General features: G+C 72.4%; 22 protein-coding genes and 1 riboswitch. Of the genes, 17 read left to right on the forward strand and 5 right to left on the reverse strand.

All coding sequences use genetic code 11. The features are described from left to right. Positions 1–25: 25 nt before the first annotated feature. From BMZ92_RS34610 to BMZ92_RS34625, 4 genes are all read left to right on the forward strand, one after another. Positions 26–625 (forward strand): cell division protein SepF, encoded by a 600-nt coding sequence (locus tag BMZ92_RS34610; RefSeq protein ID WP_091516564.1) that lies wholly within the window; start codon positions 26–28, stop codon positions 623–625. A gap of 177 nt (positions 626–802) precedes the next feature. Beyond that, positions 803–1,087 carry a YggT family protein gene (locus BMZ92_RS34615; RefSeq protein WP_177229006.1) on the forward strand — a complete coding sequence of 95 codons (285 nt, stop codon included), beginning with the start codon at positions 803–805 and terminating at the stop codon, positions 1,085–1,087. A 55-nt stretch (positions 1,088–1,142) separates the two neighbouring features. Then, positions 1,143–1,979, forward strand: a complete 837-nt coding sequence (gene wag31 / locus BMZ92_RS34620; protein WP_091516567.1) for a DivIVA-like cell division protein Wag31 — start codon at positions 1,143–1,145, stop codon at positions 1,977–1,979. A gap of 90 nt (positions 1,980–2,069) precedes the next feature. Beyond that, complete coding sequence (locus BMZ92_RS34625) at positions 2,070–2,615, forward strand: hypothetical protein (protein ID WP_091516569.1); 546 nt, start codon at positions 2,070–2,072, stop codon at positions 2,613–2,615. 151 nt (positions 2,616–2,766) lie between these two features. On the opposite strand, the gene BMZ92_RS34630 is transcribed toward BMZ92_RS34625, so the two are convergent. Next, entirely contained in the window at positions 2,767–3,513 is a 747-nt protein-coding gene (locus BMZ92_RS34630) for an ArsR/SmtB family transcription factor (protein WP_091516570.1), read from the reverse strand. 64 nt (positions 3,514–3,577) lie between these two features. On the opposite strand from BMZ92_RS34630, the gene BMZ92_RS34635 reads away from it, so the two are divergent. The 3 genes from BMZ92_RS34635 (at position 3,578) to BMZ92_RS34645 (ending at position 9,882) form a co-directional block, all read left to right on the forward strand. Then, positions 3,578–4,876: an MFS transporter gene (locus tag BMZ92_RS34635; protein ID WP_091516573.1), complete on the forward strand. Its 1,299-nt coding sequence runs from the start codon at positions 3,578–3,580 to the stop codon at positions 4,874–4,876. Positions 4,877–5,114: 238 nt separating this feature from the next. Beyond that, positions 5,115–8,300, forward strand: coding sequence for an isoleucine--tRNA ligase (gene ileS, locus BMZ92_RS34640; protein ID WP_091516576.1), 3,186 nt, complete (start codon positions 5,115–5,117; stop codon positions 8,298–8,300). A gap of 40 nt (positions 8,301–8,340) precedes the next feature. Continuing rightward, positions 8,341–9,882, forward strand: coding sequence for a penicillin-binding transpeptidase domain-containing protein (locus BMZ92_RS34645; RefSeq protein ID WP_245783430.1), 1,542 nt, complete (start codon positions 8,341–8,343; stop codon positions 9,880–9,882). Here BMZ92_RS34645 and BMZ92_RS34650 read toward each other — a convergent pair. After that, positions 9,786–11,159 carry an MFS transporter gene (locus BMZ92_RS34650; protein ID WP_091516579.1) on the reverse strand — a complete coding sequence of 458 codons (1,374 nt, stop codon included), beginning with the start codon at positions 11,157–11,159 and terminating at the stop codon, positions 9,786–9,788. The two genes, BMZ92_RS34645 and BMZ92_RS34650, sit on opposite strands and share 97 nt — an antisense overlap. A gap of 66 nt (positions 11,160–11,225) precedes the next feature. Here BMZ92_RS34650 and BMZ92_RS34655 point away from each other — a divergent pair, with 66 nt between their 5' ends. Together BMZ92_RS34655 and BMZ92_RS34660 are read left to right on the forward strand one after the other, a co-directional pair. Further along, complete coding sequence (locus BMZ92_RS34655; RefSeq protein WP_091516636.1) at positions 11,226–11,900, forward strand: ArsR/SmtB family transcription factor; 675 nt, start codon at positions 11,226–11,228, stop codon at positions 11,898–11,900. After that, entirely contained in the window at positions 11,897–12,166 is a 270-nt protein-coding gene (locus BMZ92_RS34660; RefSeq protein WP_091516582.1) for a DUF167 domain-containing protein, read from the forward strand. Before BMZ92_RS34655 ends, BMZ92_RS34660 begins: the two co-directional genes overlap by 4 nt. Here BMZ92_RS34660 and BMZ92_RS34665 read toward each other — a convergent pair. Continuing rightward, complete coding sequence (locus BMZ92_RS34665; protein ID WP_091516585.1) at positions 12,102–12,704, reverse strand: hypothetical protein; 603 nt, start codon at positions 12,702–12,704, stop codon at positions 12,102–12,104. The genes BMZ92_RS34660 and BMZ92_RS34665 overlap by 65 nt on opposite strands. Positions 12,705–12,754: 50 nt before the next feature. Here BMZ92_RS34665 and BMZ92_RS34670 point away from each other — a divergent pair, with 50 nt between their 5' ends. The 5 genes from BMZ92_RS34670 (at position 12,755) to BMZ92_RS34690 (ending at position 17,956) form a co-directional block, all read left to right on the forward strand. Then, positions 12,755–14,233, forward strand: coding sequence for a potassium/proton antiporter (locus BMZ92_RS34670; protein ID WP_091516638.1), 1,479 nt, complete (start codon positions 12,755–12,757; stop codon positions 14,231–14,233). Between the two features lie 35 nt (positions 14,234–14,268). Next, a riboswitch (SAM riboswitch) is annotated at positions 14,269–14,383 on the forward strand. A 33-nt stretch (positions 14,384–14,416) separates the two neighbouring features. After that, positions 14,417–15,718 carry an aminotransferase class V-fold PLP-dependent enzyme gene (locus BMZ92_RS34675; protein WP_091516587.1) on the forward strand — a complete coding sequence of 434 codons (1,302 nt, stop codon included), beginning with the start codon at positions 14,417–14,419 and terminating at the stop codon, positions 15,716–15,718. 14 nt (positions 15,719–15,732) lie between these two features. Next, positions 15,733–16,479 carry a hypothetical protein gene (locus BMZ92_RS34680; RefSeq protein ID WP_091516590.1) on the forward strand — a complete coding sequence of 249 codons (747 nt, stop codon included), beginning with the start codon at positions 15,733–15,735 and terminating at the stop codon, positions 16,477–16,479. Then, the gene (lspA, locus tag BMZ92_RS34685) at positions 16,476–17,033 is read left to right on the forward strand and encodes a signal peptidase II (protein WP_091516592.1); all 558 of its coding nucleotides are present in this window, start codon (positions 16,476–16,478) and stop codon (positions 17,031–17,033) included. The genes BMZ92_RS34680 and lspA overlap by 4 nt, the downstream gene beginning before the upstream one ends. Beyond that, on the forward strand, positions 17,030–17,956 hold the full coding sequence (locus BMZ92_RS34690) for an RluA family pseudouridine synthase (RefSeq protein WP_091516595.1): 927 nt from the start codon (positions 17,030–17,032) through the stop codon (positions 17,954–17,956). The genes lspA and BMZ92_RS34690 overlap by 4 nt, the downstream gene beginning before the upstream one ends. Here the strand turns inward: BMZ92_RS34690 and BMZ92_RS34695 are convergent. Beyond that, positions 17,953–18,519, reverse strand: a complete 567-nt coding sequence (locus BMZ92_RS34695) for a TetR/AcrR family transcriptional regulator (protein WP_091516597.1) — start codon at positions 18,517–18,519, stop codon at positions 17,953–17,955. The two genes, BMZ92_RS34690 and BMZ92_RS34695, sit on opposite strands and share 4 nt — an antisense overlap. 106 nt (positions 18,520–18,625) lie before the next feature. On the opposite strand from BMZ92_RS34695, the gene BMZ92_RS34700 reads away from it, so the two are divergent. From BMZ92_RS34700 to BMZ92_RS34710, 3 genes are all read left to right on the forward strand, one after another. Further along, positions 18,626–19,039 (forward strand): ester cyclase, encoded by a 414-nt coding sequence (locus BMZ92_RS34700; protein ID WP_091516599.1) that lies wholly within the window; start codon positions 18,626–18,628, stop codon positions 19,037–19,039. Beyond that, entirely contained in the window at positions 19,036–19,503 is a 468-nt protein-coding gene (locus BMZ92_RS34705; protein WP_091516602.1) for a DUF1772 domain-containing protein, read from the forward strand. The genes BMZ92_RS34700 and BMZ92_RS34705 overlap by 4 nt, the downstream gene beginning before the upstream one ends. Before the next feature lie 172 nt (positions 19,504–19,675). Beyond that, on the forward strand, positions 19,676–19,993 hold the full coding sequence (locus tag BMZ92_RS34710) for a hypothetical protein (RefSeq protein ID WP_091516604.1): 318 nt from the start codon (positions 19,676–19,678) through the stop codon (positions 19,991–19,993). A 3-nt stretch (positions 19,994–19,996) separates the two neighbouring features. Here the strand turns inward: BMZ92_RS34710 and folE are convergent, their stop codons facing one another. Then, on the reverse strand, positions 19,997–20,620 hold the full coding sequence (gene folE / locus BMZ92_RS34715) for a GTP cyclohydrolase I FolE (RefSeq protein ID WP_091516607.1): 624 nt from the start codon (positions 20,618–20,620) through the stop codon (positions 19,997–19,999). Positions 20,621–20,656: the final 36 nt, after the last annotated feature.

Genomic DNA, 20,656 nt, shown 5'->3' on the forward strand with positions numbered 1-20,656 from the left:
AGTGAGGGAGCGGCTAGGGAGAGGCATGAGTGCGCTTAACAAGCTGAAGGCCTACTTCGGCATGATCCCGGCCGACGAAGACGGTTACGACTCCTACGACCGGTACGACGACAACGACGACTACCGGCAGGACTTCGCTGACGACTCCTACGACGACCGGTACGAGGAGGAGCCACCCGCGCGCTCGCGTCGACGGTACCGCTCCGACTACGAAGACGAGCCACTGGGCCGGTCTCACGGGCGTGAGCCCGCGGTGCACGGCGCACTCGCCGTGGAGCGCCAGCCGGAGCCGGTGGCCCGGCTGCGGCCCGTCCCCGAGGCGCCTCGGGCGCCCCAGCGCGACCCGCTGAGCAAGATCACCACCCTGCACCCCAGCAGCTACCTGGAGGCGCGGGCGATCGGCGAGGCGTACCGCGAGGGCACGCCCGTGATCATCAACCTGACGGAGATGGAGAACGCGGACGCGCGCCGTCTCGTGGACTTCGCGGCGGGGCTCGCGTTCGCGCTCCGCGGCTCGATGGACCGCGTCACGAACAAGGTGTTCCTGCTGTCCCCGCCGGACGTCGAAGTGAGCGCGGAGGACCGGCGCCGGATCGCCGAGGGCGGGCTCTTCCTTCGTCACTGACTGGAGTGAGCCCCGTGCGCTCTGCGTAGGCAAAACCGTAGCGAGCGCGTGACGTAGAGTGAAACTTTAGCCCATTCGAGTGATAGCGTTGGATAAATCACAGTAGGGTCACGCCCCCTGGACAACTCGGACGTCTCGGGTGCGGAGGGGCGGGGCCCGGTGTGGCAGAGTGGACGCGTGGATGTGCTCTGGACTGTCGTCTACTACGTGCTCTTCGTCTTCTGGCTGCTGCTCACGGCGCGTGTCGTCGTCGAACTCGTGCGAGCGTTCGCGCGGGAGTGGCGCCCGGCGGGCGGGGTTGCGGTGACGCTCGAGACCATCTACACAGTGACCGATCCGCCGGTCCGGCTGGTTCGGCGGCTCATCCCGATGGTGCGCATTGGCGGCGTCGGACTGGACTTATCGATTATGGTGCTGCTGTTGGTTGTGTTCATACTGATGCAACTGGCGTATCCCGGGTGATATCGGGGAAGCCCGGGGATGTCGGAGCAGGCCATGGAGTGCGTGAGGTGATCTGATGTCGTTGACCCCCGCTGACGTGCATAACGTCGCGTTCAGCAAGCCACCCATCGGCAAGCGGGGCTACAACGAGGACGAGGTGGATGCATTCCTCGACCTGGTGGAGACCGAGCTGGCGCGGCTGATCGAGGACAACAACGAGCTGCGGCAGCAGGTCGAGCAGCTCGACGCCGAGCTGGAGTCGGCTCGCAGCGACCTCGACGCGGCCCGCGCCGGGAGCGGCGTGCAGGAGACCTCGCGCCGGCTGGCGCCGGTGCCGCCGCCGTCGCCCGTGGAGCAGACCCAGGCCCACTCGATGGCCGACGCGGGCGAGCCGAACGTGCAGGCCGCCAAGGTGCTGGGGCTGGCGCAGGAGATGGCCGACCGGCTGACCGCCGAGGCCAAGACCGAGTCGGACGGCATGCTGGCCGAGGCCCGTGCGAAGTCCGAGCAGCTGCTGTCGGACGCGCGCGCGAAGTCGGACTCCATGGTCAACGAGGCGCGCACGCGTGCCGAGTCCATGCTGAACGACGCGCGGACCCGTGCGGAGACCCTGGAGCGCCAGGCGCGCGACAAGGCGACCTCGATGGAACGCGAGGCGCAGCGCAAGTACACCGAGACGATGAACACGATGAACGCCGAGAAGACCACGCTCGGCAAGAAGATCGAGGAACTGCGGACGATCGAGCGCGAGTACCGGACGAGGCTCCGCGGCTTCCTCGAATCGCAGCTGCGCGAGCTGGACGACCGCGGGTCCGCGGCTCCGGCGTCGGCGTCCTCGAGCTCCAGCGGTTCCGGATCGGGCTCCGGCGGCAGCCAGGGCTACTCGTTCGGGCCGCGCGCCGAGGCGGGCTGACGCGGACTCCCTCACGCACTGGATCGGTTCCGGCTCTCGCGGGCAGAGGGCCGGAACCGTTTCCTGGCGTGGTCCGTGTTGTAATTCACCGTGCTCTACATCGTTCTGATCCTGGTCCTGGCGGCCCTCGGGCTGCTGGTCACGGCACTGATCACGGCGAGTTCGCTGTGGGCCTGGGCGTCGATCGCGTTGTCGGTGCTGGCCGGGCTGGTCCTAGTCGCCGACTTCGTGCGGCGGCGTGCTGCCCGGCGGCGGCCGGCCCGTGCCGTGGAGCCGTCGGAGCCTGAGCCGTCGGAGTCCCCGGATCCGGACGATGAGGTCGAGGAGCCGGCCGGGGACGAGACCGAGCTGCTGCGGGTGACCGGCGAACTCGACGAAGAGCAGACCCCGGTGGTGCAGACCGGCGATCCGGCCGTGGAGCCGACGAGCCCGGAGGACGCCGAGGCGGTCGCCAAGCTGGACGTCGAGGTCCTGGTGGTGGACGAGTATCCGCGCTACCACGTCGCGGAATGCACGTGGCTCGCCGACCGCGACACGATCCCCATCTCGGTGAAGGAAGCGCGCGACCTGGGCTTCACGCCCTGCGTCCGCTGCACCCCGGACGCGAAACTCCTGTCGGCGAGCAAGTCCCGCTGAGTCCCGTGCTGGGCGCCCGCGCTGATTTCTCGGAGTGAGGTGCTGAGGCGGACTGGGCGGTGCCTGGGGCAGGGGGGTTCGAGGCGGCCGTAGCAAAGTCCCGCTGAGTCCCGTGCTGGGCGCCCGCCGCGGGCGGCTGTCCCGCTGACTTTTACAGCGCCACGCCGAGGTGTTCGGCCAAGTGTTCCCGGCCTGCGGGGGTCACGCGGACCGCGCGGTGGCCTCGGGCGCGGGGTTCGAGCCAGCCCCGGTCGGTGAGGGCCGTGGTGAGTGCCGCGCCCAGGGCGCCGGCCAGGTGGTGGCGTTGCTCCGACCAGTCGAGGCAGAAGCGCAACAACGGCCGCCGGGCGCGGGAGGCCGCGCCGAGATCCACGCCCAGTGTCCCGAAAAGCCGCTCCGCGGCGGGGCCCAGTTCGTACGGGTGGGTGGCCATCGGCGCGGACAGGCGGTCCTCCGCGCGGCGGGCCGTCGTCGGGTCGCCGTCCGTGCGGCGTAGTGCGCCGCGCTCCAGCAGTGCCGCGGTGATCGCCACGCCCAGTTTGCCCGCGAGGTGGTCGTAGCAGGTGCGGGCGAACCGCACCGCCTCGGCGCGCGTGCCGCTCTTCAGCGAACGCACCGGCTGCGGCGGCGAACTCCGCGCCAGCGTCTCCAGGATCTCGGCCACGTGCGGCCCCGCCAGCCGGTAGAACCGGTGCCGCCCCGACTGCTCCACCTCCACGAGCTCCGCCTCGCGCAACCGCGCCAGGTGGGCGCTCGTGCCCTGCGCCGACAGCCCCGCCTCCGCCGCCAGCACGGACGCCGCCAGCGCCCGCCCGTCCGCCAGTGCCATCAGCACGCGCACCCGCGCCGGATCGGCGAACAGCGCCGCCGTCCGTGCGATGTCGGCATCTCCACCCATGCCCCCAGGATGCCCCGGCGACACTTCCACCCCACCGGAAGCGTTCCGGCGGTTTCCTGGAGCCATGCTGTTGCTCACCCTGTGTGCCGGGATGTTCCTGGTGCAGCTCGACGTCACCGTGGTCAACGTCGCCCTGCCGACGATCGGCACCCAGCTGCACGCGGGCCTGCCCACGCAGCAGTGGGTGGTCGACGGGTACGCCGTCGTGCTCGCCGCCCTGCTGCTGGCCGGAGGAGCGCTGGGCGACGTGCTGGGGCACCGGCGGATCGTCGTGACCGGCTTCGCGAGTTTCGGGCTCGCCTCCGCCGGGTGCGCGCTCGCGCCGACCGGCGTGGTGCTCGTCGGGTTCCGCGTGCTCCAGGGCGTCGGCGCCGCGCTGCTCCTGCCCGGCACGCTCGCCGTCCTCACGCACGCCTACCCGGGACAACGGGAACAGGCGCGGGCGCTCGGGATCTGGGCCGGGGTCTCGGCACTCGCGCTCGCGGGTGGCCCCGTGCTCGGCGGCGCCCTGCTCACGGCCGGGGGCTGGCGGCTGCTGTTCTGGCTCAACGTGCCCCTCACCGCACTCGCGGTCGTCGCCGCGCTGCGGATCGTGCCGGACAGCGGGCGCACCGGCAGGCGCATCGACCTCGCGGGCGCGGTCAGCGCCGCGGTCTGCCTGGCGGCGCTGGTGTTCGCGGTGATCGAGCACGCGATCGCGGCCGGGGTGCTGGCGGTGCTCGCGGGCGCGGTGTTCGTCGTGGTGGAGCGGCGCGCCGCCGAGCCGATGCTGCCGCCGGAGCTGCTGCGCTCGCCCCGCTTCACCGGCGCGAACCTCGTCGCGGGCGCGATGAACTTCGTCGGGCTGGGCACGATCCTCGTGCTCACGCTGTACCTGCAGGGCGTGCTCGGCTACCCGCCGTTCGCCGCGGCCGTGCGGCTGCTGCCCGGGTTCCTGCCGCTGTCCCTGCTCGGCCCGGTCGCCGGGCGGCTCACCGCGCGGCTGGGACCGCGCGTGCCGATGCTCGCCGGGCTCGCACTCGGCGCGGTCGCGCTGCTCAACCTGCTGCGCGTCGGCCAGGGCACCGGCTACGGCACCGTGCTGCCGACGTGGCTCGGTCTCGGGCTAGGCATGGGCCTGCTGACGACCGCCGTCGTGTCCGCCGCGGTCGGCGGGGCGCCCGCGGGCCGGGCCGGGGTGGCGAGCGGGGTCAACAACACCGCGCGGCAGGCGTTCGGCGCGATCGGGGTCGCGGTTTTCGGCACCGTCGCAGGAGAACCGGCGCGGCACGCGGCGTTCGTGTCCGGGCTGCACGTCGTCGGCGTGCTGGGCGCGGCCGCGTGGGCGGTGGCCATCGCGATAACCGCGTGCACGGTGCGCTAACCTTTTCCCGTACAGGCGTCGATCCGGCCATCACCGGGGAGCCTCCGGAAGAACGGACGCGAGTCCCAGTAGAACCGGACGGGTGCGGCCCGTGACAGCCGCCGAACGAGCGGCTCGCGCGCACGCGCGGGCAAGCGGGGTGGTACCGCGGAACGCGCCGGACGGCGCGGTTTCGTCCCCGTGCGGGATCGGCAGATCCCATACGAGAGCGACGGAAAACACCGCGAGGAGCGCGCCGATGTACCCCAAGGCACAGCTGGGGGAGCAGACCCAGGGCCAGGTCGAGTCCCAGCCGTCCTTCCCGCAGCTGGAAAAGGACGTGCTGGCCTACTGGGAGTCCGACCGGACCTTCCGTGCGACCATCGACAACCGCGAAGCCGGGGTCCACGGCTCGAACGAGTACGTCTTCTACGACGGCCCGCCCTTCGCGAACGGGCTGCCGCACTACGGCCACCTGCTGACCGGGTACGTCAAGGACATCGTGCCGCGGTACCAGACCATGCGCGGCAAGCGCGTCGAGCGCCGCTTCGGCTGGGACACCCACGGCCTGCCCGCCGAGCTGGAGGCCGAGCGGCAGCTGGGCATCACCGACAAGTCGCAGATCGACGCGATGGGCATCGCCGAGTTCAACAAGGCGTGCCGCGAATCCGTGCTGCGCTACACGAACGAGTGGCAGGAGTACGTCACCCGGCAGGCCCGGTGGGTGGACTTCGAGCACGACTACAAGACGCTCGACCTGTCCTACATGGAGTCGGTCATCTGGGCGTTCAAGCAGCTGTGGGACAAGGGCCTGGTCTACGAGGGCTACCGCGTCCTGCCGTACTGCTGGCGCGACGAGACGCCGCTGTCCAACCACGAGCTGCGGATGGACGACGATGTCTACTCCAACCGCCAGGACCCGGCGGTCACGGTCGGGTTCCGCCTGTCGGGCAACGGGAACGACCTCGACGGCACGTACCTGCTGATCTGGACGACGACCCCGTGGACGCTGCCGTCGAACCAGGCGACCGCCGTGCACCCCGACGTGGACTACGTCGTCGTCGAGGCCGACGGGAAGCGGTTCCTGCTCGCCGAGGCGCGCGTCGCCGCGTACGCGCGTGAGCTGGGCGAGGAGCCGACGGTCGTGGCGCGCTACAAGGGCAGCGCGCTGCAGGGCCTGCGGTACGAGCCGCCGTTCCCGTACTTCCTGGGCAACGAGAACTCCCACCAGGTGCTGCTCGCGGACTTCGTCACCACCGACAACGGCACCGGCGTGGTGCACATGTCGCCCGCCTACGGTGAGGACGACAAGGCCGTCGCGGACGAGGCCGGCATCACGCCGGTCACCCCGGTCGATGCGAAGGGCCGCTTCGACGCCACCGTGCCCGACTACCAGGGCCAGCAGGTGTTCGAGGCGAACCCGAACATCATCCGGGACCTGAAGAACGGCACCGGTTCCGCCGCCCGGCAGGGCGCGGTCCTGCTGCGGCACGAGACCTACGAGCACTCGTACCCGCACTGCTGGCGCTGCCGCAACCCGCTGATCTACCGCGCCGTGTCGTCGTGGTTCGTCAAGGTCACCGAGTTCCGCGACCGGATGGTCGAGCTGAACCAGCAGATCACCTGGTACCCCGAGCACGTCAAGGACGGCCAGTTCGGCAAGTGGCTGGAGGGGGCGCGTGACTGGTCGGTCTCGCGCAACCGGTACTGGGGCACGCCGATCCCGGTGTGGGTCTCGGACAACCCCGAGTTCCCGCGCGTCGACGTGTACGGCTCGCTCGACGAGCTGGAGCGCGACTTCGGCGTGCGGCCGAAGGACCTGCACCGCCCGTACATCGACGAGCTGACGCGGCCCAACCCGGACGACCCGAGCGGCGTGTCCACGATGCGCCGCATCCCGGACGTGTTCGACGTGTGGTTCGACTCGGGCTCGATGCCGTACGCCCAGGTGCACTACCCGTTCGAGAACGCCGACTGGTTCGAGCACCACTACCCGAGCGACTTCATCGTCGAGTACATCGGGCAGACCCGCGGCTGGTTCTACGTGCTGCATGTGCTGGCGACGGCGTTGTTCGACCGGCCGGCGTTCAACATGTGCGTCTCGCACGGCATCGTGCTCGGCTCCGACGGGCAGAAGATGTCGAAGTCGCTGCGGAACTACCCGGACGTCAACGAGGTCTTCGACCGCGACGGTTCCGACGCGATGCGCTGGTACCTGATGGCGAGCCCGATCCTGCGTGGCGGCAACCTGATCGTCACCGACAAGGGCATCCGCGACTCGGTGCGCCAGGCCGTGCTGCCGCTGTGGAACTCGTACTACTTCCTCGCGTTGTACGCCAACGCCGAGGGCGTGGAAGGCCACTGGCGCACGGACTCCAAGCATGTGCTCGACCGCTACATCCTGGCCAAGACCAACGAACTGGTCACCGACGTCCAGTCCGGTTTGGACGTCTGCGACATCGCGGGTGCGTGCCAGCGCGTGCGTGAGTTCCTCGAAGTGCTGACGAACTGGTACGTGCGCCGCTCGCGTGACCGGTTCTGGGCCGGGGAGCAGGACGCGATCGACACGCTGCACACCGTGCTGGAGGTGACCTGCCGGACGGTCGCGCCGCTGCTGCCGCTGACCACGGAGGCGGTGTGGCGCGGGCTGACCGGCGGCCGTTCGGTGCACCTGACCGACTGGCCGCTGGTGGACGAGCTGCCCGCGGACGTGTCGCTGGTGCGGGCCATGGACCGCGTGCGCCAGGTGTGCTCGTCGGCGTTGTCGCTGCGCAAGGCGAACAAGCTGCGGGTGCGGCTGCCGCTGGCGAAGCTGCTCGTGGCGGCCGAGGACGCGGAGTCGTTGCGGGACTTCACCGACCTGATCGCCGACGAGGTGAACGTCAAGGCGGTGGAGCTGACCACCGACGTCGCCGCGCACGGCGGGTTCGAGGTCGCGGTCAACGCCCGCGCGGCCGGGCCGCGGCTGGGCAAGGACGTGCAGAAGGTGATCAAGGCCGTCAAGGCGGGGGAGTGGACGACCTCGCCGGAGGGTGCCGTCGTCGCGGCCGGGATCGAGCTGCTGGACAACGAGTACGAGCGGCGTCTCGTCGCGAAGGACCGGGGTGCGGCGTCCGAGCTGCCGGAGGGCTCGGGTCTGGTGCTGCTGGACACCGACGTCACCCCGGAGCTGGCGGCGGAAGGCCTCGCGCGGGACCTGATCCGCGTCGTGCAGCAGGCGCGCCGTGACGCCGGGCTCGACGTGGCGGACCGGATCGAGCTGACCGTGGACGCACCGGAGGACGTCGTCGCGGCCGCGAAGGAGCACGAGGAGTTCCTGGCGGGCGAAACGCTGGCGGTCTCGGTGGCTTACGGGCCGGTCGAAGGCGGCTCCGAGGGCACCGTGGGCGAAGGGGTCAAGGTCCGGGTCCTGGTGCGCAAGGCGGTAACGAACAGCGCTTCGTGATCGATTGACCGGCAAGCGGGAGAAGCTGGGGGAACCGGTCGTGTCGCGAAACGCGAAGAGGTGGGTGCTCGCCGGGGGCGCCGTGGTGGTGGTCGCGATCGTCGTGGCGGCGTTCGTGGTGCTGCGTGGCGGCTCCGGCAAGACCCCCGCCTCGGCGTCCTCGTCCTCCGGGCAGGACGCCGGGGACGTGGTGACGCGGTACCTGGCGGCGTGGTTGGCCGATCCCGACGCCGCCGCCGCGCTGACCGACGACGTGGCCACCGCGCGCACCACGTTGCTCGCCGTCCGGCAGAGCCTCGCGGCGGAGAAGCTGACCGCCACGCTCGGGCAGGTCCAGGGCGAGTCCGCGCTCGTGCACGTCCGGTGGAACCTCGGGAACTCACGGGTGTGGAACTACGACGTGACGCTGCCGCTGAAGCACGACGACTCCGGCTGGCGCGTCCACTTCACACCCGCCGCCGTGCACCCCGACCTGGGGCAGGGTGACCGGCTGGAGGTGCGCAACGGCGCGGGTGGCCCGCCGGTCAGCGACCGCGACGGCAACGCGATGGACCCGAAGGCCGCGCCGCTCGTGCTGCCGTCGGTCCAGCGGCTGCGCGGCGGCGGGGGCAAGGCGTGGTCGGTCGTGCGGGTCCGCCCGAACGCCGGGGAGCAGACGCTGTACCAGGAGGGCAAGGCCGACACCACGCCCGTGCAGGTGTCGTTGAGCGGCAAGGCGCAGGCCGCCGCGCAGGCGGCGGTGGACGCGACCGCCGGGCCGGCGATGCTGGTCGCCATCCAGCCCTCCACCGGGGACGTCCTGGCGGTGGCGCAGAACGCGCGCGTGACCGACGGCAACGCGCTGACCGGGCAGTACGCGCCGGGGTCGACGTTCAAGATCGTGACCGCCGCCGCGGCGCTCGAAGCGGGAGGCGTGGACGCGAACAGCGTCGTGGACTGCCCGGGCACGGTGAAGCTGGGCCAGCGGACGATCCCGAACGACGACGAGTTCTCGCTGCCGTCGTTGCCGCTGCATTCGGCGTTCGCGCATTCGTGCAACACGACGTTCGCGCAGCTGGCGTCGCAGCTGCCGAAGGACGCGCTGGCGAAGGCGGCGGGCCAGTTCGGCCTGAACGCGGATTTCGACATCCCGGGGCTGACGACGGAGGCGGGCAAGGTCGTCGCCTCGGGTAGTGACGCCGAGCAGGTGGAGTCCGCGATCGGGCAGGGCACCGTGCAGGCGAGCCCGTTCGGCCTGGCGCTGATGACGGCCACCGTCGCGGCGGGCAAGGCCGTGACGCCGCAGTTGGTGCGCGGGCAGCAGACGACCGTGACCACGGGGTACGACGCGCCGCCGGGTGCGGTGCTGTCGGCGCTGCGGTCGATGATGCGCGAGGTCGTCACCGGCGGCACGGCGACCGGGCTGGCCGGGAGCGGCAAGGTGTACGGCAAGACGGGGACCGCCCAGTTCGGGGACGGGACCCAGGCCAACGGCTGGTTCGCCGGTTACCGCGACGACGTGGCGTTCTCGGTGCTGTTGTTGGGCGCCAACTCGTCGAAGCCCGCCGTGGCCACCTCGGCGGCCTTCCTCGGCGGGCTCTGAACCCCGCGCCAGGCGAGGACGGCACCGGCCACCCCGACGAGCGCTCCGGCGGCCAGCGCCATCCGCAGCCCGGCCGCGGCCAGGACGGCACCGAGGACGGCGACGCCGAACGCGGCACCCGAAAGCCTGGCGAGGTTCACCACGCCCGCGGCCAGCCCGGCGCGGTCGGGCGGCACGGCGGCGACCGCGACGCCGACCACCGGTCCCGCGTTCAGCGCCAGCCCCGCGCCCAGCACCGCGAACACCAGTTCCAGCCAGGGCAGGGGGATGCCGGGCCCGGCGAGCGCGAACGCGCCGAGCCCGAGGCCGATCAGCGCCATGCCGCCGATCATCGCGGGGCGCGGGCCGAAGCGGGTCACCAGCCGGGCGGTCAGCGGCGAACCCACCACCACGAGCAGCGGCATGGGCAGCAGCTCCAGCCCGGCGAGCAGCGCACCCGCCCCGCGGTCGTGCTGCAGGTACAGCCCGGCCAGCAGCAGGAAGCCGTACATGGCGAAGGTCATGCAGAACGCGACCGACGAGGCGGCGGGCAGGGGCCCGCGCCGGAGCAGGTGCAGCGGCAGCATCGCCTGCTTCCTGCGCTCCACCAGCAGGAACGCCACGGCCGCGAGCACTCCGGCCACCCCGGCGGCGAGGTCGGTGTGCACCACCGCGAACGTCAGCACACCGAGGAACACCACCGCCAGCAGCTGACCCGGCAGGTCCAGCCCGCGCGGATGGCGGTCGGCCGACTCCGGCACCGCCAGGCTGAGCGCGAGCGCCGCCAGGCCGATCGGCAGGTTGAGCCAGAAGATGGCGGGCCAGCCCGCGTGCTCGACGAGGAACCCGCCCAGCACGGGGCCGGACGCGAGCGCGACGCCGGTGACCGTGGACCACGCGCCCATCGCGCGGTGCCGCTCGCGGTGCCCGGGGAACGTCACGGCGAGCAGCGCCAGGCTCTGCGGGATCGCGAGCGCGGCACCGGCGCCCTGCACGGCCCGCGCCGCGACGAGCAGCGGCATGGTGGGCGCGAGCGCGCACAGCACGGAGCCCGCGACGAAGACCGCCGTGCCGGTGCGGAACAGCCGTCTCCTGCCGAACCGGTCGCCGAGCGTGCCGCCGGTCAGCAGCAGCGCCGCGAACGCGACGTTGTAGGCGTCCACCACCTCCTGCAGGTGCACCAGGGAACCGTGCAGGCCCGCGCCGATCGCGGGCAGCGCGAGGTTGACCGCCGTCGTGTCGGTCTGGGCCAGGAACAGGCCCAGGCACAGGGACAGGAGCGCCCACCGCTTGTTCATGGTCCCGACGCTAGGAGCGGGACGTTTCGGCCGGCGCCGACACGTCGCGGGGTTACCGTGGTCCTCGTGCAGACGGTCGGGCTCGCCGAAGTCGCCGCCGTGCTCGCGGAGCCGAGCCGGGCGGCGATGTGCCTCGCCCTGCTCGACGGGCGGGCGTGGACCGTGGGGGAGCTGGCCACGGCGGCCGAAGTCGGGCCTTCGACCGCCAGCGAGCACGTGACACGCCTGCGGGAGAGCGGGTTCGTGACCAGCGCGAAGCAGGGGCGGCACAGCTACGTGCGGCTGGCCGGTCCGCGGGTCGCCGAGCTGATCGAGCACCTCGCGCAGCACGCGTCGCACCGCCCGGTGCGCGGGCTGAAGGAGTCCGTGCGCGTGCGGCGGCTGGCGTTCGCGCGCACCTGCTACGACCACCTGGCGGGCAGGCTCGGCGTGGCGCTGCGCGACGGCATGGTGCGGGCCGGGCTGGTGGACCTGGGGGACGGGCTGACGCTCACCGGCCGCGGCCGGGACGTGCTGGCCGAGCTGGACGTCGTGGTGCCCTCCCGCGGGCGGCGGCCGTTGCTGCGGGACTGCCTCGACTGGACCGAGCGGCGCGACCACTTCGGCGGTGCCGTGCCGGCGGCGTTGCTGGCGCGTGCCACCGCCGCGGGCTGGGTGCTGCGGGAGTCGCACCGCGCGGTGCGGGTGTGCGTGGCGGAACCGTTCGTGCGGCTGGGTGTCGAGCCGGAGGTGCTGGCGTGACCCGCTTCGAGATCCGGGTGAAGCCCGGGGCGAAGCGGGACGCCGTCGGCGGGGAACACGCGGGCGCGCTCGTCGTGTCGGTGCGGGCGCCCGCCATCGAAGGCAGGGCGAACGAGGCCGTGCGGAAGGTGCTGGCCCGCGAGCTCGGCGTCCGCAGCCGCGATGTCCTTGTGGTGCAAGGGGAACGCGGCCGCGACAAGGTCATCGAACTCGCCGCGGCACCCGCCGGGGTCGAGGACGTGCTGGCGGCACTGCGGGCGCGGTGAGCCGGCGCGGCCACGAGAACCGCAGGCCGTCACCCGGCGGCAGGTTCAGCCACGCGTCGCCAAGCCTTCGCAGGGTACTGGTGGCCCGCTGTAAATCCGTTTCGTCGTAAGGAAAAGGGTCCTCACGCAGCGTGCCCCAGGCGTCGCGCGCGGCGAGGAACGGGTTCCCCGTGCCGTGTTCGACGGCCTCGTGCACCACCCACGCCAGCAGTTCGGCGACCCCGATGTCCCGCGCGTGCCCGGCGATCAGCCGCCTGCCGCGCTCCCGCGCGTCGTACCGCTGGCGGCCGTCGAGCACGCGCACCGAGGAGAACAGCGCCCCGGCGGCCAGGCAGCCGAACACGCCGGTGCGCCAGCCCAGTTCGCGTTCGGTCACCGCGTGTGCCAGGTCGTGCGGCACCCGCGACTTCCGGTCGTACGACCGCATTTCCAGTGTCACGCCGTCGTCGCGGTGCAGCAGCGTGAGCGCACCCCGCGGCGACGGGGAGAAGACGACGAGCACCGGCTCAGCATCCCCGGCGGGTCCGCGCCGGTCCACGGGTTTTTCCGGCGGTTCTATACCCTTGGGTGCGCGGAGGGGAGGTGGCGGTGGCGGAACTGCCGGTCGTGCTGGGGCTGGGCGCGGCCGTGCTGCTCGCGGCCGTGCTCGCCGTCCGGCTGTCCACCAGGGTCGGGCTGCCGTCGCTGTTGATCTACCTCGGGTTCGGCGTGCTGCTGGGCGAGGCCGGATTCGGCATCCAGTTCTCCGACGCCTCGCTCACCCAGTCGCTCGGCCTCGCCGCGCTGGTGCTGATCCTCACCGAGGGCGGGCTGACCACCCGCTGGTCCTCGGTGCGGCCCGCGCTGTGGCAGGGCATCACACTGTCCACAGTGGCCGTCGGGCTGAGCATCGCGATCACCGGCGCCGCACTGCACTGGCTGCTGGGCCTGGACTGGCGGATGGCGCTGCTGTGGGGCGCGGTGCTCGCGTCCACCGACTCGGCCGCGGTGTTCTCGGTGCTGCGCAGCGCGGGCATCCCGCGCCGTCTCGCCGGGGCGCTGGAGCTGGAATCCGGTATCAACGACGCCCCGGTGTACATCGTCGTGGTGGTGCTGGCGGAAAGCACGCGCGTGGACTGGACGCTGCCGCTGCTCGTGGGGTACGAGCTGCTCGCGGGCCTGGCGATCGGCGCGGTGCTCGGGCTGGCCGGCGGGTGGGCGCTGCGGCGGGCCGCGCTGCCCGCCACCGGCCTGTACCCGCTGGCGACGGTCGCGGTGTGCGTCGTCGCGTACGCCTCGGGGCAGTTCGCGCACGCCTCGGGACTGCTGGCCACGTACGTCGCCGCGCTGGTGCTGGGCAACGCCCGGCTGCCGCACCGCTCGGACACCCTGTCGTTCGCGGAGGGCATGGGCTGGCTCGCGCAGATCGGGCTGTTCGTGCTGCTGGGCCTGTTCGCCTCGCCGGAGCGGCTGCTCGACGCCGTGGTGCCGGGGCTCGTGGCGGGTGCGGTCGTGCTGGTCGTCGCGCGGCCGCTGTCGGTGCTGCTGTCACAGCTGCCGTTCCGGGTGCCGTGGCGCGAACAGGTGTTCCTGGCGTGGGCCGGGTTGCGCGGGGCGGTGCCGATCGTGCTCGCGATGATCCCGCTCGCCACCGGGCTGCCCGGCGCGGAGCGGCTGGTGGACGCCGTGTTCGTGCTGGTGATCGTGCTGACGCTGGTGCAGGGCACGGCGCTCGTCCCGGTCGCGAAGGTCCTCGGGCTCACCGGCGGCGCCGAGCCGAAGGAGATCGAGGTCGACGCCGCGCCACTCGACGAGCTGGACGCGGCGTTGCTGCAGGTGCGCGTCCAGCCCGGTTCCCGGCTGCACGGCGTGTACCTCAACGAGCTGCGGCTGCCGCCGGGCGCTTCGCTGAGCCTGATCGTGCGGGACGGCACCAGTTTCACGCCGCAACGCGACAGCAGGCTGCAGGAGGGCGACCAGTTGCTGGTCGTGGCGACGGAATCCGCGCTGCAGCACGCGGAGCAGCGGCTGCGGGCCGTGGACCGGGCGGGCCCGCTGGCCCGCTGGCGCGGGGAGACGGGGCGTTGATCGGAGTGGAAACCGTCGGCTAGAGTGTCGGCGTAGGTCATGAGTGCCAGCGCGTAGCCCCGGCTTGCTGGCCGGCAACCCTCCGACCGCGGTGGGGTGCCCCGGGTGAGGACCTGGCCCGCCGCGCGGTGCGGTGGGCAAGCGCGGGCCCCTCGTGGGTCCTGGACCCGCCGAGGAGGCGTCATGACTCTCGCACTCGACCCCGTCGTCCGCACCACCGTGCCGGCCACCCTGAACACCCGCGTGCCGCTGGTGACCGGGGAAACCGTCGAGTACGCCAACCTGGACCACGCCGCGAGCGCGCCGTGCCTGGCCGCGGTCCGTGACGCGGTGGACGAGTTCCTGCCGTGGTACGCGAGTGTGCACCGCGGCGCGGGTTTCGCCTCGCAGGTGTCCACAAAGGTCTACGAGCGTGCCCGGGATGCCCTGCGGCGCTTCGTGGACGCCCGCTCCTCCGACGCGGTGATCTTCACGCGCAACACCACGGACTCGCTGAACCTGCTGGCGCGCGCCGTGCCGCGGCACACCTCCGTGGTGCTGTTCGACACCGAGCACCACGCGGCGCTGCTGCCGTGGCGCGGGCCGAACGTGCGCCGCATCGCCACCCCGCGCACGCGGCTCGCCGCGGTGTCCGCTGTGGACAGTGCGCTCGCGGAGTGCCCGGAGGGGCCGCGGCTGGTCGTGCTGACCGGGGCGTCCAACGTCACCGGAGAACTGCTCCCGGTGCGGGAAATCGCCGCCGTGGCGCGGAAGCACGGCGCACGCATCGCGCTCGACGGCGCCCAGCTCGCGCCGCACCGCCGGATTTCGCTGCGGGAGCTGGACGTCGACTACGTCGCGGTGTCCGGGCACAAGCTGTACGCGCCGTTCGGCGCCGGTGCGCTCGTCGGACGGGCGGACTGGCTGCGGGCCGCGGCCCCGTACCTCGCGGGCGGCGGCGCGACGAAGAACGTCACCGAGGGCGGCGTGGTGTGGCACAGCGGCGAGGAGCGGCACGAGGCCGGATCGCCCAACACCGTCGGCGTGTACGCGCTCGGTGTCGCGTGCGAGCAGCTCTCGGCCGACTGGTCCGCGGTGACCGCGCACGAGGAGGAGCTGCTCGGGCGCCTGCGGCGGGGGCTCGCCGCCGTGCCGGGGCTTTCGGAGCTGCGGCTGTTCGACGACGACGGTGACCGCGTGGGCACGGTGAGTTTCGTGGTCGAGGGGTACGAGCCGGGCTGGCTCGCGGCCGTGTTGTCCGCCGAGTACGGCATCGGCGTCCGCGACGGCGCGTTCTGCGCGCACATCGCGACCCGGCGGCTGACCGGCGGGCAGGCGGCGCTGCGGGTGAGCCTCGGCCTCGGCACGACCGCCGAGCACGTCGACCGCCTGGCGCTCGCGCTGCGGCAGATCACCGCCCGCGGCGCCAGGTGGACCTACGGGAAGCCGGACGGTCGCTGGGCCCCGACACCGGACCCGCGTGCGGTGCCGTCCTTCCTGCGCTGAGTACCCTCGCCCCGATGACTGGGGAACGTCGGGCCGCGTGGTTCCCACCGGCCCTGCTGGGGTTCGCGTTGCTGGCGGCGACCGCGTGGGAGCTGCGCTCGCCGCGGCCCTGGTTCGCCTACACCTCCCTCCAGGGGTTCCACCCGGTGCGGCAGCAGCAGTACCTGGTCGGGGTGCCGTACCAGCAGTTCCTGCTGACGCCGCCCACGCTGCCCAGCGCGTGGCGGTGGGGGACGCCGTGGCAGCTGGCGGTCGCGGTCGCCTTCCTCAGCGCGCTCGTCTGGTACCGGCGGCGGATCGGGTCGCCGGGCCGCGTCGTGCTGACCGGCGTGGCGGGGCTCGCGGTGATCGCGTTGTCGACCGGGCTGGCCGCCGCCACGCGGTCGGCCGACGGGCAGGTGCTCGCGGCGGCGATCGGTGCTCCGCTCGGTCTGCTCGGGTTGTGTGCCGGTGCCTGGGCGGTGGTGCGGCCGGGGAGCCGGGTCGCGCTGCGGACGTGCCTGGTGTGCCTGCCGCTCGCGGCCTACGCGCTCGGGGCCGCGCTCAGGGCCGAGCTGGTCGACCCGGTGACGGCGGCGCTGGGCCTGGCCGCGCTCGCGTGGCTGCACCGCAGTGTCGTGCTGGCCGTGGTCGTGGCCGGGTTCCTGCTGGCCGCCGTGGGGCTGACCGGCAGCCCGCTCGGCCTGCTCGTGCCGGGGGCGGTGGCGCTGGCCGGGGCGCTGGCCGTGCTGGTCAGTGCCGGGAGGACAATGGCGGCGTGAGCACCGAACACCAGTCGCAGCCGGAGGCAGAGCCGGCCCCGTCCGCCCCGCCCAAGCGCCGCGTGGTGCTGCTGGCCTGCGTGGCGGTGGCCGCGCTGGCGCTCGACATCGCCACCAAGGCCGTTGTGGTGTCCACTTTGGAGGGTCACGCGCCGGTGCGCGTGCTCGGCGGCCTGGTGTACCTGCAGCTCGTGCGCAACTCCGGGGCCGCGTTCTCGATGGCCACCGGGCTGACGTGGGTGCTGGCGATCGTCGCGATCGGGGTCGTCGTGACGCTGATCTGGTTCGCCGGGCGGCTGCGCTCGCCGGGCTGGGCGATCGGGCTCGGGCTCGTGCTGGCGGGCGCGCTGGGCAACCTGGTGGACCGGATCTTCCGCGCGCCCGGCCCGCTGCGCGGCCACGTCGTGGACTTCATCTCGGTCTTCGCGCCGAACGCCGAGGTGTGGCCGGTGTTCAACGTCGCGGACTCGTGCATCTGCGTCGGCGGGGTGCTGATCGTGCTGCTGTCGCTGCTGGGGCGCGACTACGACGGCACGAGGCGGGGCAAGAAGTGAGCACGCGGATGCTGCCCGTCCCGGACGGGCTCGACGGGATGCGCGTGGACGCGGGGCTGGCGAAGCTGCTCGGGCTCTCGCGCACGGTCGTCGCGGAGCTGGCCGAGTCCGGCGAGGTGCTGCTCGACGGCAAGGCCGTCGGCAAGTCGGAGCGGCTCGCCGCGGGCGGGCTGCTGGAGGTCACGCTGCCCGACCCGGACCGGCCCGTCGAGGTCGTCGCGGAGCCGGTCGAAGGCATGAAGATCCTGCACGACGACGAGGACATCGTGGTCGTGTCGAAGCCGGTCGGCGTGGCCGTGCACCCCAGCCCGGGCTGGACCGGGCCGACGGTCGTGGGCGGGCTCGCCGCGGCGGGCCTGCGCATCTCCACGTCCGGTGCCGCCGAGCGGCAGGGCGTGGTGCACCGGCTCGACGCGGGGACGACGGGCGTGATGGTCGTCGCGAAGAGCGAGCACGCGTACACGGTGCTCAAGCGCGCGTTCAAGGAGCGCACGGTCGAGAAGGGCTACCACGCCGTCGTGCAGGGCCACCCGGACCCGACGCGCGGCACGATCGACGCGCCGATCGACCGGCACCCCAAGCACGACTACAAGTTCGCCGTGGTCGCGGGCGGGCGGCCCAGCGTGACGCACTACGAGGTGGTCGAGGCGTTCCGGGCGGCGTCGCTGCTGGACGTGAAGCTGGAGACCGGGCGCACGCACCAGATCCGCGTGCACTTCTCGGCGCTGCGGCACCCGTGCGTCGGCGACCTGACGTACGGGGCGGACCCGGTGCTGGCGCGCAAGCTGGGCCTGACGCGGCAGTGGCTGCACGCGCGCACGCTCGGCTTCGCCCACCCCGCGGACGGCCGCTGGGTCCAGTTCGAGGCGGAGTACCCCGAAGACCTGGCCCACGCGCTGCGGGTGCTGCGCGACGAGAGCTAAGGCCGGAACTGGGCGACGAGGAGCTCGATGCGCTCGGCGTCATGGCCCGGGCGGAGCCGGTCGCCGCGGCTGAGCATCGTCAACCCGTGCAGCGCCGCCCAGATGACCTCCGTGAGGGTGTCGACGTCGCGCGCGCCCGCGATGGTGGCGACCGCTCCGCGTAGTTCCCCGAACGCCCGCACCAGCGGCGCCGGGGTGTCGTCCGCCGCGAACCGCAGTCGCGTGGCCCGGATGAACATCGCGTCGTAGAGGGCGGGGTTCTTCGCGGCGAACTCGCTGAACGCGGCGGCGACCCGGGTGAGCTCGTCGGCGCCAGTGCCGCCGCGTGCCGCGCGCAGCGCCTCGGCGAGTTCGCCGAAGCCGTCCAGCGCGACCGCCTCGACGATGTCCTCCATCGAGCCGAAGTGCTTGTACAGCACCGGTTGGCTGTACTCGATCTCGGTGGACAACCTGCGGGTGGTGACCGCGTCCCAGCCTTCGCGCTCGGCGAGGGAACGCGCCGTCTCCGTGATGAGCCGGCGGCGGGCAGTGCGCTCGCGGTGCCGGCGGTCCTCGATGGCCACACCTGATCCTAGCACTGCTAGAAGTGCTAGCGGTGCTATTGACGCTCGTACGGCGCCGGGTTAGCGTTGCTAGCGCTAGCAGTGCTAACCATACGAGGAGACCGACATGACCGAACAGCGGCTCGCCGAGCTCTACGTCGAGATGCTCAACACCCACAACCCGGACCTGGTGGACGAGTTCGTCGCCGAGGACTACGTCAACCACAACGACTTCGTCGCCGACGGGCGCGAGGCCAACCGCCGGTTCTGGACCGTGTTCTTCGCCGGCCTGCCGGACGTGCGCGTCACGATGGAGGACCTCGTCGTCTCCGGGGACCGCGTCGTGGGCCGGTTCGTCTACCGCGGCACCCACGACGGTGAGCTGATGGGCATCCCGGCGACCGGCAGGCCCGTCGAGATGCGCAGCATCGACATCTGGCGCGTGCGGGACGGGATGTTCGCCGAGCACTGGGACGAGCTGAACCTGATGCAGCTGTTCCAGCGGATCGGCGCCCTGCCCGCGCTCGGCGGTCAGGCATGATCTCGCAGCTCGCCGCGCTACTGGCGGTCCTGAGCACGGGCGTCGTCTACGGCACCGACGTCTTCTGCGCGCTCGTCCAGCGGTCCGCGCTCGCGCGGGTCGACGACGCCACGCTCGCCGCGGTCATGGGCAACCTGCACCGCTTCGCTGACCGGCGGATGCCGGTGCCGGGGATCCTGGGCGTCGTCGCCGCGGCCCTCGCGGCGGTGCTGGCCGCGGTCGACGGCCGTGTCGCCGGAGCGGTGGCCGCGGGAGTGGCGTTCCTGCTGCTGGTGGTCTGGGTTCTGCTCTACCTTCGCGTCAGCGCGCCGATCAACCGCAGGCTCACCGCGGTGGCCGACGCGCACGAAACCCCCGCGGACGCGCGGATCCTGCAGCGGAACTGGGACCGCGTCATCGTGCCCAGGGCCGTCCTGCAGGGCGTGGCCGTGCTCGCTCTCGGTATCGGTCTTCTCAGTTGGTGAGGTGCACGATGGTTCCGCCGTACCACGTCCAGTCGGCAGGCGGCTTTCCCTCCTTCGCGCACCACGAGTCGGTTTCGGCGCTGTGGTCGCACAAGTGGCGGATGGACGGCGGGACCGGAGGCCTGGGAAAAGGGCAAGGCCGCCTACCGGACCGGCCTCACCGGACCGGCTGATGAGCAGCGTCCTCGACTGGGTGGCCGCGAACGCTGCCAGGTACGGGTTCGACCCCGGCAAGATCCTCGCCAGAGGGGTCAGCACCGGCGGCTACTACGCGTTCCGCGCCGCGCACACCCACGCCGGCCGGCTGTTCGCCGTCGTGGCGCAGGGTGGCGGTGCCCACCACCTGTTCGACGCCGAGTGGATCTCCGCCCAGAACCGGATGGAATGTCCGTTCGCGCTGGTGCGCGGGAACCCTGGGCACATGGGCAATCCCGGTGCCGAGGAGATCATCTACGACTGGCTCGACGACCCGGTCGGCGGCAGGCGCTGAGCGTCAGGCCTGGATGCCGGTCAGCGCGAAGAACTCCTGACGGGTGCCACGGTCCTCCCGCAGGAGCCCGTGCAGCGCCGAGGTCACCGTGCGCGAACCGGTCGCCTGCACGCCGCGCAGCGACATGCACAGGTGCTCGGCCTCGATCACGACCCCGACCCCGCGCGGCGCCAGGTGCTCCTGCAGCCAGTCCGCCACCTGCTTGGTCAGCCGCTCCTGCACCTGCAGGTCACGGGCGAACAGTTCGACGACCCTGGCGAGCTTGGACAGGCCGAGGATCCGCTCGCCGGGGAGGTAGCCGACGTGGGCGAAGCCGTGGAAGGGCAACATGTGGTGTTCGCACAGGGACGAGAACGGGATCCGCTTGGCGAGCACGAGTTCGTCGTAGCCCTCGTCGTTGGGGAACGTGGTGAGCTGGAACTCGCGCGGGTTGAGCAGTTCCGCGTAGGCGTTCGCGACCCTCCTCGGGGTGTCGGCCAGGTGCTCGGACGCCGGGTCCTTGCCCAGTGCCACGAGCAGGTCCGCGATCGCGCGCCGCGCGGCGGGCAGGTCGACCGTCTCGCGGTCGTGCACGACGCTGAGGTGCCGCGTCGTCACAGCGGCCGTGGGCAGTTCTTCGACAGTCACCCGGGATTCCCTTTCTAACGCCAAGGTGCGCTGACT

Origin of the sequence: Amycolatopsis sacchari (assembly GCF_900114035.1) — a bacterium.
Classification (GTDB): Bacteria; Actinomycetota; Actinomycetes; order Mycobacteriales; family Pseudonocardiaceae; genus Amycolatopsis_E; species Amycolatopsis_E sacchari.